This window comes from Burkholderia sp. S-53 (assembly GCF_025560745.1).
Classification (GTDB): Bacteria; Pseudomonadota; Gammaproteobacteria; order Burkholderiales; family Burkholderiaceae; genus Burkholderia; species Burkholderia pyrrocinia.
Genome location: NZ_CP090484.1, coordinates 805486 through 819053 on the forward strand (window position 1 = coordinate 805486; position 13568 = coordinate 819053).

Here is a 13568-nt window from a genome sequence, read left to right on the forward strand (position 1 = left end):
AACCTCGCGGCCCGCCGTCAGGCGTGACGGTCGAGCCATATTACGAAGAAATAATTCAGCAATAATTCACCGATGAATTCCGGCAATAACCAGAAAAAAATATCGTCAAGCGCCGTGCGCGCATGATCGCGCAAAGGGCCATATCGAATCGGAACGGACGGTCGAGCCAGCCCACTTCCCGGAAAAAGGGGCGGTATGCCGATGCGCCTGTCGCGGCCCGCCGCGGCATGCGTCAAGCGGCGCCGGTCGCCCATTTCAGCAACTGCGCGACCTCGCGGAAATGCTGCTGCTCGATCGTGCCGTTCTCGGGTGTCGTCTCGTACAGCGCCTGCGCGAGCCCGACGTTCGCGAGCGTCGGGCGCAGCGCGTCGCGCGCGAGCCGCACGATCCGCTCGGCCGCCTCGCCTTCGCCGCGCGCGAGCACCCACGGCAGCGTGCCGATCCCGCCGTAGTAGAGCGCGACCGCGACGCGCGGCGAATAGACGACGACCGACGCGAAGCCGATCCGGTCCGGCAGCGACGCGAACTGCGCTTCGCGCGCGAGTTGCCGGCGCTTCGCCTCGATGTGCGGGTCGCCCTCGTCCTCCTTGTGCTCGCGCCGCACTTCGTCGATCGACATCTTCATCTTCTGGTTGAACTCGTGCCGCTGATGCACGATGTCGATCAGCGCCATCACGATATAGATCAGCGCGGCCCAGCCGAACAGCAGCATCAGCAGCTTCACGATCAGCGCGAGGATCGACACTGGCCGCGTGAAACCCGATTGCACCGACGGGTCGAGCGACTCGACGATCAGCCAGCCGAGCGTCGCGACGAGCAGCACCGTCTTCAGCAGCATCTTCACCAGGTTGACGAGGTTGCGCATCGACCACAGGTTCTTCATCCCCTCGGCCGGATTGAGCCGCGACAGCTGCGGCACGAGCCGGCTCCACGCCATCACGCCGCCGACCTGCACGAAGCCCGCGAGCAGGCCGGCCAGCAGCCCGGCCGCGACGATCTGCGCGGACTGCGTCGCCCAGTCGCGCGCGGCGCCGTCGATCAGCACCGCGATCCGTGCGGACGGGTCGGCCGCGCCGACTGCGTCGAACACGAGCCGGAACAGCGCCTGCAGCCGCGCGAACAGCGCGCCGATTCCCACCGCGAGCGCGACGCACACGCCGACGAAGAACGCCGACGAAATCGTTTCCGCGCTCTTCGGCACATCGCCTTTCTCGCGCGCCTCGCGCAGGCGCTTCTCGGTCGGCTTCTGGTCCTTTTCGGCCATGTCGGCTCCGTCGCGCGCTCACGCGCCGCCCTGCGCGGCGAACAGCGCGCGCAGCAGCGCCATCAGCCCGCTGTCGGGGCTCAGCAGCGAATGCAGCGACGCGTACACCACCGGCAGGAACAGCACCATCATCAGCAGCGCGAGCGCGCTCTTCAGTGGCTGCGAGAACACGAAGATGTTGAGTTGCGGCACCGCGCGCCCGACGAGCCCGATGCCGAGCTCGACGAGCACCAGCACGATCGTCACCGGCGCGGCGAGCTTCACCATCCATTCGAAGATCGTGTCGGTCTGCCGCACGATGAAGGTCTGCAGCATCGACGAGAAATCGGGGCCGAGCGAGCCGATCGGCCACCACGCGTACGACTGCGCGAACAGTTGCACAAGCACCTGCAGGCCGCCGGCCGTGACGAACAGCGCGATCGCGACGAAATTGAGGAAGCCCGAGGTCGGGCCGCCCTCGTGCCCGCCCATCGGATCGAAGAACGCGGCGCTGCCGCTGCCCGTCTGGAAATCGATCAGGTAGCCGACGCCCTGGATCGCGAACAGCACCGCGCTGAACGCGCCCGCGAGCAGCATGCCGACCACCGCTTCCTTCGCGACCAGCAGGCACCACATCAGGAACGGCAGCGCGGCCACCTGCGCGGAATCGATCGCCGGCGCGACGAACGCGGCGATCACGACGGCGATCCCGTTGCGCACGAGGCCCGTGATGATCTGCTCGTTGAATACCGGCACGACGAACATGATCGGCAACAGGCGCGGCATCACGTAAAGCAGCGGTCGCAGCGTGCCCGCGACGTCGTTGAAACCGGCGGCCTGGTCTAGCATCGGCGCTCCGCGGCGGCGGCGGGCGATGCGGTATCGTCGGCCGGGGCTGCCGAGGCGGTTGAAGCGGTTGAGGCGGTTGAGGCGGTTGAGGCAGTTGAGGCAGTTGAGGCGGTTGAGGCGGTTGAGGCAGTTGAGGCAGTTGAGGCAGTTGAGGCAGTTGAGGCAGTTGAGGCAGTTGAGGCAGTTGAGGCGGTTGAGGCAGTCACGTCGGTGAGGTCGGCTGCACCGGCTTCCGCATCGGCCGGCTGCGCGGCCATCTCCGCGTCGAACGCTGCAGCCGCTTCCGGCTGCGCGGCCGCGTGGCCGGCCATATCGCCCGTCGCGCCTGCCCATACCCCCGCCGTCGCGAAGCGCCGCACCGCGTAGCCGTCCGCGACTTCGTCGGCATCGCGCTCGACCCGCGCGGCGCGCGCGTGCAGCGCCTTTTCGCCGGCCTTGTCGAGCTTGTCCTCGGCGGCCTTCGCCTTGCGCGCGGCGCGCTGCAGGTCGGCCAGCGTCGCCTCGTGCCCGCGATGCACGTGCGCGGCCTTGCTGACCGACGCGTTCGCGCTGCCGATGTGCCGGTCGAACGTGCGCGTGTCGGCCGCCGCGTTCTGCAGCGCGCGCGCCTCGCGCACATCGTCGGCGAGCCGCGTCTGGATCGCGGCCTTCGCGGCGACCTGCTGCGCGAGCTGCGCATGCGCGGCGTCGAGCGCGCGGCGGCTTTGCGCGGCGATGCCCTGCTGGCGCGCGGCCGCGACGCGCGCGATCTGGCTGCGCATCTCGCGCACGCGCTTCAGGCGTGCAAGCGTGGCAAGCACGAGGCGGTCGTCGGCTTCAGACATGATCGTTCGCCAGCTTCGTCAGCTTCGCGAGCAGCGCGTCGAAGCGCACGTCCTCGTGCGACGCCTGCGCGCAGAACGCGCCGATCGCGTCGCGGGCGCGCAGCGCGAGATCGCCGAGCCGGTCGCTGCCTTCGCGATACTCGCCGATCTGCACGAGCAGTTCGATCTCCTGATACTTCGCAATCAGCTCGCGCACGCGCGCGGCCGCATGCTGGTGCGCGCGGCTCGCGACGAGCGGCATCACGCGCGACAGGCTCGCGAGCACGTCGATCGCCGGATAGCGGTTCGCGAGCGCGATCTTGCGCGACAGCACGATATGGCCGTCGAGGATCGAGCGCACCTCCTCGGCGATCGGGTCCGATTCCTCGTCGCCTTCGACGAGCACCGTGTAGAGCGCGGTGATCGACCCGTTCGCGCCCTGCCCCGCGCGTTCGAGCAGGCGCGGCAGCACCGCGAACGTCGACGGCGGGAAGCTGCGCCGCGTCGGCGGCTCGCCGCTCGCGAGGCCGACCTCGCGCTGCGCACGCGCGAAGCGCGTCAGCGAATCGACGAGCAGCAGCACGCGCTTGCCCGCGTCGCGGAAGTGCTCGGCAATCGCGGTGGCGACGAGCGCGGATTTCACGCGCTCCATCGCCGGGCGATCGGACGTCGACACGACGACGATCGAACGCGCGCGCACCTCGGGCGACAGGCTGTGCTCGATGAATTCGCGCACCTCGCGACCGCGTTCGCCGACCAGCGCGATCACGTTCACGTCGGCCTGCGCGCCGCGCGCGATCATCCCGAGCAACGTGCTCTTGCCGACGCCCGACGGCGCGAAGATGCCGACGCGCTGCCCGACGCCGAGCGTCATCAGCCCGTCGATCACGCGCACGCCGGTCGGAAACGGCGTGTCGATCATCTGGCGCGCGAGCGGGTTCGGCGGATCCTGCTGCGTCGACACCCACGCGGCGCCCGTCACCGGCCCGCGATCGTCGAGCGGCCGGCCGAGCCCGTCGAGCACGCGGCCGAACAGCCCTTCACCGACCGGGAATACATGCTCGCGCCCGGACGGTACGACGGTCGTCTCCGGCGACAGCCCGGCCACGTCGCCGAGCGGCGTGAGCAGCGTCGTCTGCCGCGAAAACCCGACCACCTCGGCGAGCAGCGTCGGCTGGTTCGGCGTGCGAAGCTCGCAGATCTCGCCGAGCCGCGCGCGGATACCCGTCGCGTTCAGGATCTGCCCGACCGCGTGATTGACGCGGCCCTGCACCGACACCGGCGAGAAAAACGCGAGCCCCGCGTCGAGCTCGCCGACGAGGCGGCCGCGATCGAACGGCGCGCCGTCGTCGTCGTCGCCGCTTCCGAACGGCGGCGTATCGTCGAGCGGCGCGTTCATCGCGCGGCGCCCTTCAGCGCGTCGCGGCGGATCGCCTGACGCAGTGCGTCGATCTGCAGGTCGAGGCTCGCGTCGATGCGGCCTGAGGGCGTCTCGACCGTGCACGCATGGCGTTCGAGTTGCGCGTCCTCGACGATGCGGATCTTCTGCCGGTTCGACTGCCCCGCGAATGCGCCGTCGAGCGCGTCGCGCATTTCGTCCTTGCGGCCGGGTGCGACATGCACGACCAGGAACGCCTCGTCGCGCACGAGCGGCGCGATCCGCGCCAGCGCGGCCTCGTACAGCTTCTGCGTGCTCATCTCGCCGACGATCGCGCGCACGGCCTTCACGACGATATCGGCCATCGCGTCCTTCATCGTCTCCATCGTGCGCGCGGCGGCGAGCGCCTGCGTGTACGCGTGCGCGGCCTGCTCGCGCTGCGCGCGACGCATCCCCTCGTCGTAGCCGGCCGCCTGCCGCTTGTCGAATTCGCGCTGCGCGTCGGCGACGATGCGAGCGGCCTCGTCGTGCGCGGTCGCGATCACCGCGGACGCGTCGAGCAGCGCCGCGTATTCGCGCTCCTTGAGCACCTTGCGCTCCGACAGCAGTTGCAGGTTGTCGCTCGTGATCAAAAAAGCCAGTCCCATGACGCAAGCCTCTCGGGAATCAGAAACAGGAACAGCAGTTCGCCGAACTGGTCGCGTTGCGCGCGGTTCAGCCAGTAAGGCGCTTCGTCGTCGATCGCGCGGTTGAACTTCAGGCGCGCGCGCCGCGCGACCGCATCGCCCGCCACGCCGATGAAATCCGCGAGCAGCCGCCCGCCGCGCGCGCGGATCACGACGGGCAGCGCGGCGGGATCCGCGCGCCACGGTTCGAGCGTGTCGGCGAGTGCGCCGAATTCCGGCGCGCGTTCGAGCGCGAGCTCCAGCGCGTCGCCGCCGAGCCGGGCCGCGACTTCCGCGCGGATGCGCCTTACGGTCAGCGCATCGCGCAGCCACGTGCGATGCAGCAGCAGCCCCGCATACGACGCCAGTTGCTCGAGCGCCGCGCCCGGCAGCAGCGCGAGCCGCGCACACGCATTCTCGACGTCGAAGTCGTGCCGGGCGGCCACACCGTTCGCATCGAGCAGGTACCGCGCGAGCACCTTGCGGCCGGCCGCGCCGAATACGTCCGGCGAGCGGTAGCGTGCGGGCCAGTCGGCCGGCACGCGCGTCACGTGCAGATAACGGTCGGGCCGCAGGTTGAAATCGCAGACGAGCGCATGAAACGCGGCACGGCGCGCGGCGGGCGGCGGCGCGAGCGGCTGCAGCCACGGCAGCGGCACGGCGTCGGGCCCGTCGCCCGGCGGCAGCGCATGCGGATCGCTCATGCGCCGTCGTGCACGCCGTCCGGCGTGCGCAGCCCGCCGCCGGCCGACTGAGCGGATGCCGGATGCCCGGACGCCGGCTGCCCGGACCCCGGATGCCCGGACGCCGGATGCCCGGACGCTCCGTTCCCGCCACCGGCGCTGCGCGGCGCGCCGAGCAGGCCTGCAAGCCGCGCGCCGAACATCCCGCGCCGCGCGGCCGACAGCGCGATCACCGCGCAGGTCAGCAGGATCAGCGCGAACACGAGCCAGCCGAGCGGCGAGCGCAGCCGCACGATGTCGGTCACCGCGCTGCCGATCCCGTCCACGCGCGTCGCCTGCGCGGCGGCCGGCTGCAGGAACAGCGACACGTTGTCGTACTGCAGCCCCTCGATGCTGTGCGCGACGAGATCCTTGACCATCGGCGCCATCGCGCGCAGGTCGATGCCCGGCCGGTAACGGATATACACGGCCGCCGACGACGGCTTGATCTTGTCCGCGAGCGGATCGTTCTCCGGAATCACGACCTGCACGCGCGCGACGACCACGCCTTCGATGTCCTGCAGCGTGCGCGACAGGTCCTGCGATACGCCGTACAGGTAGCGCACGCGCTCCTCGGCCGGCGTCGACACGAGGCCCTGCTTCTGGAACAGCTCGCCGAGGCTCGCATAACTCGGCTTCGGCAGCCCGTTCGCCTGCAGCACCGTGAGCGCCGACTGCATGTCGCCGTCCGCGACGCTGACCAGCCAGGCGTTGCGGTCCGACGTGTCGCGCGCGTCGTTGTCCTTCGATGCGCTGATGCCCGCATCGCCGAGCACCGCGACCATCTGGTTCGCATCGCGCTCCGACAGGCCCGAGTACAGCTCCTTCTGGCACCCGGCCAGCAGCACGAGCAGCCCCGCGAGCAGCGCGCGCGCCGCCCGGCTGCGCCACGCATGCGCGCGCGGCGTCGAATCGATCGTCGTCATCGTTTGTCCGCTTCAGGGTGCGCCGGACCGTGTCAGGCCCGCACGCACGCTTTCACTCCTGCGTCTTCAGCACGGTGTGCGTGAAGCCGTTCGCCGCCTGCGCGACCGACAGGCTCAACTGGTATTCCGAAATCGTGGTGGTCGCCGTCCACTGGAAATCCATCGCCTTCACCATCGTCATCATCGGATCGCTGCGGTTGTCGGCCATCGACGTCAGCATTTCGCTGCGATGCTTGTCGATGTTCGCGTACCGCGTGTCGAGATCGTTGCCGTACGTGCGCAACCGCTCGACGAGCGACGACTGGTTCGCCTGCGCGGGCGTCATCTGCACGGCAGGCGCCGCATCCGCCGGCGCGCGCGACATCGCGACGCCCGACGAAGACGACGCGGCCGGCGATGCACCCGGCTGCATCAGCGCATCGAACTGGCGCACCTGCGCCGGATCGGACGCCGAGCCCGTCTGCTGCACGGCACCCGCGAGCGCGGCCGCGCCCGGCGGCGCCGCGCCTACGCCTGTCACTGACATATCCATGCCCTCCTTGGCTGGCAGGCGCCGGACCGGATCGGTCGGGCCCGCCCGGAACAGGCCGGCCGGCACGCGCGCATCCGCGGCCGGGCGCCCTTCGCGGGCAAACCCGGCGCGCGCCGTCGCGCGGCGCGGCCGGCGACCGGCTTCATGCGCGGCCGGCCGAGCTCAGGTGTTGCGCAACCTGGGCGTTCGCCGTCCCTTCCTGCGCGGTCACTGCGTTGCTGGTTTCGAACGTCGCGGTCGACTGCTGGACCTGGAAGTTGATCTTCGTCAGTTCGAGCTGCGTCTTGGTCAGGTCGTCGGCCTGCTGCTGGACCTGGTTCGTGTTGGTTGCACCACCTGCGGCCTGGGTACCCATGTTTTGCTCCTTAACGTGAACTTCATTCACCTTCCGGCGGCAGCCCCATGCCCCGCCGGCGACGTGAGCCGCCGCACCGATGCGACGCCCCGCGTTACGCGCACACCGCCTGTCAGGCGATGCGCATGACCTGTCGCGGCGCTAGTGCGCCGCCTCCTTCGTCGATGCACCGGCCGCCGCGGCACCCGCTTTCGGTGCGTCCGGCAACAGCGTCGGCCCCGGCACCGGTTGCGCGACCCCGGCCGCCGCACCGCTCGCGAGCGGCGCCACGGGCGGTGCCGGCGCCTGCTCGGGCGCGTTCGCCGCCGCGCCGCCGAGCGGCATCGTGATGCGCTGGCCGTTGCGTTCGAACACGACTTCGTCCGGGCCGATCGACACGACGGTCGGCCCGTCCTTCAGCCGCGCACCCTCGAAATAGCGGCTGCCGTCGGCCGTCTCGATGTAGCGCTGGTCGCCGTCGCCGGCGAACACGGTCGTGATCTCCGGAATGCCGGCCATCCCGCCGAGCGTCGTCGTCGTGCGTGGCGCGGCCGGATCGGCATCGCGCACGTGATCGACCACTTCGAGCGCCGGGCGCGCGTCCTTCATGTAGTTGCGGATGCGCGGCTCGATCTGCGCGCGCGCGGCCGCGCCCGTCAGCTCGATCCGGCCGCGGCCGAGATACGCGACCGTCAGCGCCGTATCGCTGAAATACGTCTGCGCGGTCGCGACCAGATCGCTGACCACGTAGATGTTGCCGAGCGCCGCGTTGTCGACGCCCGCGACGATCTGCGCGACGCGTTCGCGCGCAGCCGGGTCGCTCACGTAGCCCGACACGATCACGCCGTCGTCGCGCGGCGCGACGGCCAGCTCCGGATACGCGTGCAGCAGTTGCTGCAGCCGGTGCGTGCGCGCGAGCACCGATTCGTGCTGCCACGGCAGGCGCCCCGACCACGCGACGAAGCCGTAGCCGAGCGCGCCGAGCAGCACACCGAGCCACAGCGCGACCAGCGCGATCACGAGCCGCCGGCTGCCGAGGCGGCGCAGCCCGCCCGTGAGCCAGCCGAGCCACGCGGCCTCGCGCGCCGCATCCGGCGCGTCGGTTTCGTCGGGCACCGCGACGCTCGCCTGCGCGTGCCGCGCGATGCCGAGCCGGATCGAGCCGACCGTCACGACGTCGTTCGGCGTCATCGAGCGGCGACCCGCGCCGAGCGGTTCGTCGTTGAACAGCACCGGCGCACCGGCGTCGCCGCCGTGGTTCTGCACGGTCACCGCGAGCGCGCCGACCTGCAGGCACACCTGTTTCGCACCGATCTCGCGATCGGGCAGGATCACTTCGCAATCGGCCGCCGTGCCGACCCAGTTCGCGCCGCGTGCGAGCGACATCGTGCGGCCGTACATCGGCCCGCTCAGGAAGCACAGGTTCCACGGCGACGCGAGCGCGGCCGCGCCTGCCCCCGCGGCTCCCGCGCCGCCGGGCAATGCGCCGTCGCCGTGCGGGTCAATGATGGTCGTCGACATGGGTGGTGGCTCCTGCGGTCGTCGCCGCCGGCTGCGACGCCGCATCCTTCGGCGGCGGCGGCAGCGCGGGCGGGCCGAACTTCGTGCCGGGCAGCGGCTTCGGCGTCAGCGGCACCGCGACGTCGTTGTCCGGCGGCCGATACATCGACATGCCTTCCTGATTCGCCGGGCCGTCGGCGCCCGGGTTCACGGGCGAGCCGTCCGGCGCGTACATCGACGCGGTCGTCACCACGCGCGGCGTCAGCAGGTAGAACCGCTCCATGTGGTTGCCCGACTTGTCGGTGTACTTGAACAGGTTGCCGATCAGCGGAATGTCGGACAGCCAGGGCACGCCGCTCTTGTTCAGCTTCACCTCGTCGTCGTTGAAGCCGGCGATCAGCAGGCTCTTGCCTTCGTCGATCATCGTCTTGGTGACGATGTTGCGCTGCTGGATCACCGGGATGTTCGACACGGCCTGGCCCTGCACGACGTTGCCGTCCTGGATGTCGATCGACATCATCACGCTCTCCGGATTCCCGGAGACGGCGGCCGCGTTGCGGATCGCGTCGTTGACGATCATCGGCGTCACCTTGATGCTCGTGCCGGTCGTCACGCTGTACAGCGACGAATCCTGGTAGCCCTGCACCTGCACGTAGAACTGCGTGAGGTTCTCGAGGATCGCCTCGGTGTTGTCGAGCGCGAGCACCTTCGGCTTCGAACGCAATTGCGCCTGCCCCTTCTGCGCGAGCGCATTCACGCGCGTCAGCAGGTAGTTGCGCAGCGAGCCGCCGATCGATGCGGTCAGCGCGATGCCGGTCGGCAGGAAGGTGCCCGTTTGCCCGGTCTCCGACGTGCCGACGCCGAACGTCAGCGGCGGATTGCCCGCGCCGTTGTATTGCGTGTTGCCGGTCAGCGGATTCGCGCCGTTGCCGATCTGCACGTCGCCGTGCGTCGTGTGCAGGCGCCAGTCGATCCCGAGGCTGTCGAGCGAATCCTCGTTGATGTCGATGATCGTCACGTTGATCTCGACGATGCGCGGCCGCTCGTCGAGCTGGTTGATCAGCGACTGGTAGCGATACATGTTCTCCGGCAGGTCGCGCACGATCACCGCGTTGATTGCCGGATCGGCGACGATCTGCGGCAGCGTGTCGCCGCCGCCGCCGTTCGAGAACGGCGAGAACCCGCTGGTCGCGCTGCCGTCGCCGGAATAGCCGCCCGAACGCGGGCCGCCGGAGATATCGGGGAAGTCGAGCCGCGGCACCGCGATCGTCAGCCCCGAGCCGAGCTTCACCTGGCGCGCGGCCTGCCCGAGCGACGTGCTCGACGGCAGCGCGTTCGTGCCGCCGCCCTTGCCGAACAGCCGGCTCAGGATCGTCGCGACGCCCGGCACCGTCACTTCCTTGCCCGAGCGGTTGATCGTGAAGTCCGACGCCCAGCCGTACTTCAGCCGGAACGCGCGGATATCCGCATGCGCGCCGTTCGCGGACGGATCGCCGACCGAGCCGACCGCCTGCCGCACGAGCTCGACATAACGGCGCGGGCCGGCCACGTACACGCTGTTCGAACGATCGTTGATCACGAGCGTGTAGCGCTTGTCGGGAATCTGCATCGCCTGCAGCGCGCGGCCGATTTCGCCGGCCGCATTCGGCGGGATCGGGATCATCTGCGTCTGCGACTGGTCGGCCGGATCGACGTACAGGAACGAGCCGTCGTAGTACCACGTGAGCCCGTAGGTCGAGCAGATCGTTTCGAGCGTCTCCTGCGGCGTGCCCGAGAAGCGGCCGCTGATCACGCCGTCGACCTTCGGGTCGACCACCGCCGTCACGCCCTGCGACGATGCGAGTTCGCGAATGAAGTCGCCGATCTTCTTGCCGTTCGCGACGATCGTGAACGGCTTGTTGCGCCAGCGCAGGTCCGCGGCGCGGGCCGTGTGCGCGGGCGCCATGCACAGCGACGCCGTGAGCAGCGCGGTCGCGCACATGGCGAGCGCGGCCCGTTGCAGGCTGCGCGGTTGAAACCGGATCGGGGCGACGCGTCGATGCATCAAAAAACTCCAGTGGAAGAAACGAACATGCGTTCCAGCGCCTGCTGCGCGAAGCGCAGCACTTCGCCGCCGAGCCAGCCCGACAGCAGCACGAGTGCGACCATCACGGCGATCAACCGCACCGCGATGCCGATGTTGGCGTCCTGTACCTGCGTGACGGCCTGCAGGATCGCGACGATCAGGCCCGTGACGGTGGCGATCAGCACGATCGGCAGCGACAGCAGCAGCACGAGCATCAGCGCCTGGCGCGTCAGGTCGAGGATCGTCGAACTCGTCATGACACGGCTCCCGGCACGCGCACGTCGGCGCCCGCGCCGACCGCGCCGTCGTCCGGCGGGTTCTTCACCCAGCCGACCGTGTGCAGCTGCACGTCCTCCTCGACCTCCTGGTACGACAGCACCGCCAGTTCGGGCAGCACCGGCTGCAGGATCGTCTTCACGTAGCGGCGCGCGCCGAGCGCGACCATCACCGCGAGCCGCGCCGCGCCCTGCGCGTTGCCGTGGCCGCCGGGGCCGGCCGCCTGCGCGGCCTGCACGATCGCGCGCACCTGCTCGCCGATGTCCTGCTTGATCGCGCTCGACAGCGCGAGGAAATTGCCCTGCTTCGTACGCATCACCGCGCTCTCGATCCGCTCCTGCAGGTTCTGCTCGAACAGCACGACCCGCAGCTGGCGCGTCGTGCCCGCGTGGCGATCGGTGATCATCCGGCGCAGGTCGACGCGCACGAGCTCGACCAGCGCGATCACGTCGTCGGGTTCGTTCGGCGCCCACGTGATCAGGCTCTCGAAAATCACGCGCAGGTTGCGGATCGGCACCTGTTCGGCGAGCAGCCGGCGCAGCACTTCGGTCACGCGCTGCAGCGGCACGAGCCGCGTCAGCTCGCCCACGAGTTCCGGGTGTTCGCGGCGCACGAGATGCACGAGCGCCTGCGTCTCCTGGATGCCGAGCAATTCGTCCGCATGCTGGCGCACGATCTGCTCGACGTGCGCGGCGAGCGCGCTTTCGCTCGCCAGCCACTTGCCGTCCGGCGCGGCGCCGTCGTGCTTGATCCACAGCGCGGTCGCGAACGGGCCGAACGCCTCGGCCGGCTGGCGCTCCGCGCGCTCGGGCAGCGGCGCGACGCCGTCCCACAGCAGCCAGCCCGGCTTCAGCGCGCCGTGCGCGGCGAGCACGTCCTGCAGGTAGATCCGGTACGTGCCGGCTGCGGCGCCTTCGTCGTCGTTCAGCGTGATGCGCGGGAACACCGTGCCGATGTCCGCGTCGACGCGCGCCTTCGCGCTCGACAGCGCGGCCTGCAGTTGCGCGAGATTCAGGCTCGTGCGCAGGTCGTCGGACAGCGATACCGCGATCAGCGACGTGACGCCCGCCGCGTGCGACACCTTCGCGGGCTGGCCGTCGTCGGCCGAGCCGACGCGCCCCGCGATCTGAATCAGGTTGAAGCTCGGCGCAGTCGTCTTGTGCTTGAACTGCGAGAACGCGAACGCGCCGAGGCCGAGCGCGATCAGCGCGAACGACCACTTCGGGAAACCGGGCACGACGAGAAAACCGGCCAGCACCAGCGCCGCGATCAGCAACGCGCGCGGATGCGCGCCCAATTGTTCGCCGAGCTGTTCGCCGAGCTGGCGCTGCCGCGCATCGCGCGTCGCGACGCGCGTCGTCACGATGCCCGCCGCGATCGACACGAGCAGCGACGGAATCTGCGACGCCATCCCGTCGCCGACCGTCAGGATCGCGTAGCGTTGCAGCGCCGCGCCGATATCCATCCCGTGCATCAGCGTGCCGACTGCGATCCCCGCGACGATGTTGATGAACGCGATCACGAGGCCCGCGATCGCGTCGCCCTTCACGAACTTCATCGCGCCGTCCATCGCGCCGTGCATCTGCGATTCCTGCTCCAGCTTCTCGCGGCGCTCGCGCGCTTCGTCCGCGCTGATGATGCCCGCGCGCAGGTCCGCGTCGATGCTCATCTGCTTGCCCGGCATCGCGTCGAGCGAGAAACGTGCACCGACTTCGGCCACCCGCTCCGATCCCTTCGCGATCACGATGAACTGCACGACGGCGATCACGAGGAACACCACGCCGCCCACCACGACGTTGTTGCCGACGACGAGCCGCCCGAACGCGTCGATCACGTGGCCGGCGTTCGCGTGCAGCAGGATCAGCTTGCACGACGCGATGTTCAGCGCGAGCCGGAACAGCGTCGTAAACAGCAGCAGCGCTGGAAACGACGAGAAGCTGACCGCCGACGGCACGTAGGTCGACACCGTCAGCAGCACCACGCTTACGGCGAGATTCAGCGAGATCATCCCGTCGAGCGCGGCCTGCGGCAGCGGCAGGATGAACAGCGCGACGACCGCGACGATGAACGCGGCCATGAACAAGTCGGCGCGCGGCGATGCGCCCCCGAGACGCCGTCCGGACATGCCGCGGCCAGCGGAAAACAACCGCTGCCAGTCGCGGGGGAGCGCCTTCGGTTCTGCCATCGTGCCGTTGTCCTGTCGTCGTTATCGCCGGCTGGCACGGGCAATCCTGCCCCACGCTGCGCGGACCGTTGAATGGGACGAGTGTAGCGA

The 13568-nt window shown here is 69.9% G+C and carries 13 protein-coding genes and 1 pseudogene; all 14 read right to left on the reverse strand.

What is annotated here, in order from left to right:
* Positions 1–17 precede the first annotated feature (17 nt).
* Entirely contained in the window at positions 18–254 is a 237-nt protein-coding gene (locus LXM88_RS25800; protein ID WP_262545385.1) for a hypothetical protein, read from the reverse strand.
* Positions 233–1264 (reverse strand): EscU/YscU/HrcU family type III secretion system export apparatus switch protein, encoded by a 1032-nt coding sequence (locus LXM88_RS25805; RefSeq protein ID WP_262545386.1) that lies wholly within the window; start codon positions 1262–1264, stop codon positions 233–235. Before LXM88_RS25805 ends, LXM88_RS25800 begins: the two co-directional genes overlap by 22 nt.
* An 18-nt stretch (positions 1265–1282) precedes the next feature.
* Complete coding sequence (sctT, locus tag LXM88_RS25810; RefSeq protein ID WP_262545387.1) at positions 1283–2092, reverse strand: type III secretion system export apparatus subunit SctT; 810 nt, start codon at positions 2090–2092, stop codon at positions 1283–1285.
* A gap of 167 nt (positions 2093–2259) precedes the next feature.
* A pseudogene (locus LXM88_RS25815) lies at positions 2260–2916 on the reverse strand (hypothetical protein); the annotation flags it as partial.
* Positions 2909–4294 carry a type III secretion system ATPase SctN gene (gene sctN, locus LXM88_RS25820; protein WP_262545388.1) on the reverse strand — a complete coding sequence of 462 codons (1386 nt, stop codon included), beginning with the start codon at positions 4292–4294 and terminating at the stop codon, positions 2909–2911. The gene sctN and the pseudogene LXM88_RS25815, both read right to left, overlap by 8 nt.
* The gene (gene sctL / locus LXM88_RS25825; protein ID WP_047902779.1) at positions 4291–4920 is read right to left on the reverse strand and encodes a type III secretion system stator protein SctL; all 630 of its coding nucleotides are present in this window, start codon (positions 4918–4920) and stop codon (positions 4291–4293) included. The genes sctN and sctL overlap by 4 nt, the downstream gene beginning before the upstream one ends.
* Positions 4902–5642 carry a Yop proteins translocation protein K gene (locus tag LXM88_RS25830; protein ID WP_262545389.1) on the reverse strand — a complete coding sequence of 247 codons (741 nt, stop codon included), beginning with the start codon at positions 5640–5642 and terminating at the stop codon, positions 4902–4904. Before LXM88_RS25830 ends, sctL begins: the two co-directional genes overlap by 19 nt.
* Positions 5639–6586: a type III secretion system inner membrane ring lipoprotein SctJ gene (gene sctJ / locus LXM88_RS25835; protein ID WP_262545391.1), complete on the reverse strand. Its 948-nt coding sequence runs from the start codon at positions 6584–6586 to the stop codon at positions 5639–5641. Before sctJ ends, LXM88_RS25830 begins: the two co-directional genes overlap by 4 nt.
* A 52-nt stretch (positions 6587–6638) precedes the next feature.
* Positions 6639–7112, reverse strand: coding sequence for a hypothetical protein (locus LXM88_RS25840; protein ID WP_262545393.1), 474 nt, complete (start codon positions 7110–7112; stop codon positions 6639–6641).
* Positions 7113–7260: 148 nt separating this feature from the next.
* A complete protein-coding gene (locus LXM88_RS25845; protein ID WP_034180511.1) occupies positions 7261–7473 on the reverse strand; it encodes a hypothetical protein in 213 nt (70 codons plus the stop codon).
* A gap of 141 nt (positions 7474–7614) precedes the next feature.
* Complete coding sequence (gene sctD, locus LXM88_RS25850) at positions 7615–8973, reverse strand: type III secretion system inner membrane ring subunit SctD (RefSeq protein ID WP_262545402.1); 1359 nt, start codon at positions 8971–8973, stop codon at positions 7615–7617.
* Positions 8954–10996 carry a type III secretion system outer membrane ring subunit SctC gene (gene sctC / locus LXM88_RS25855; protein WP_262545404.1) on the reverse strand — a complete coding sequence of 681 codons (2043 nt, stop codon included), beginning with the start codon at positions 10994–10996 and terminating at the stop codon, positions 8954–8956. Before sctC ends, sctD begins: the two co-directional genes overlap by 20 nt.
* Entirely contained in the window at positions 10996–11274 is a 279-nt protein-coding gene (gene sctS / locus LXM88_RS25860; RefSeq protein WP_262545406.1) for a type III secretion system export apparatus subunit SctS, read from the reverse strand. The genes sctC and sctS overlap by 1 nt, the downstream gene beginning before the upstream one ends.
* Entirely contained in the window at positions 11271–13478 is a 2208-nt protein-coding gene (gene sctV, locus LXM88_RS25865) for a type III secretion system export apparatus subunit SctV (RefSeq protein WP_262545407.1), read from the reverse strand. The genes sctS and sctV overlap by 4 nt, the downstream gene beginning before the upstream one ends.
* Positions 13479–13568: the final 90 nt, after the last annotated feature.